Genomic DNA, 723 nt, shown 5'->3' on the forward strand with positions numbered 1-723 from the left:
CGTTTTCCCTGGTGTCGTCCTCACCCGGGCGATCGTGTTGGATCTGTTCATCCGTTACCACGGACCCGCCGGACTCAAGGCTGCTGGGAAGGCCGGGGTGAAGCGGTGGGCACGTAACCACAGCAGGAAAGACCCGGGCCCACTCATCGACCAGGTTTTCACGGCACTGTCTGAGCAGACTGTCACGGTGCCCGGTGCAGAAGCTGTCGAGCTCGTCATCCCGAGGGTCGCAGCACAGATCAAAGAGCTCAAGCACCAGCGGGACATCGTTGCCGAAGAGGTCGAGAAGCTGGTCGACGACTTCCCTCTTTCCACGGTCTTGACGTCAATGCCGGGAGTCGGGGTCAAGACCGCAGCGCAGATCCTCCTGGCCGCCGGCGACATGTCCGCGTTCCCAAGCCCAGGACACCTGGCCGCCTACGCCGGGATCGCCCCAGTGACCCGACGGTCCGGGACGTCCATCCGAGGTGAGTTCCCCGCCCGCGCTGGGAACAAGCGATTGAAGAACGCTTTGTTCCGGTCCGCGTGGGTCGCCTCATGCCACGACCCCCTGTCGAAGGCGTATTACGAGCGGAAGAGAGCCGAGGGCAAGCGCCACAACGCGGCGGTCATGTGCTTGGCGCGTCGCCGACTGAACGTCATGTACGCGATGATGAAAACAGGCACGCTATACGAGCCCCGAATCTCTGCAGCTGCTTGACAACCACCATAGGGACACCCCCC

The 723-nt window shown here is 63.2% G+C and carries 1 protein-coding gene; it reads left to right on the forward strand.

Annotation, left to right across the window (positions count from 1 at the left end):
• Positions 1-700, forward strand: a 700-nt coding sequence (locus BSZ39_RS12990) for a transposase (protein WP_143180564.1), incomplete at its 5' end; no start/stop codon positions are given.
• Positions 701-723: the final 23 nt, after the last annotated feature.

The organism is Bowdeniella nasicola (genome assembly GCF_001907295.1).
Lineage (GTDB): Bacteria > Actinomycetota > Actinomycetes > Actinomycetales > Actinomycetaceae > Bowdeniella > Bowdeniella nasicola.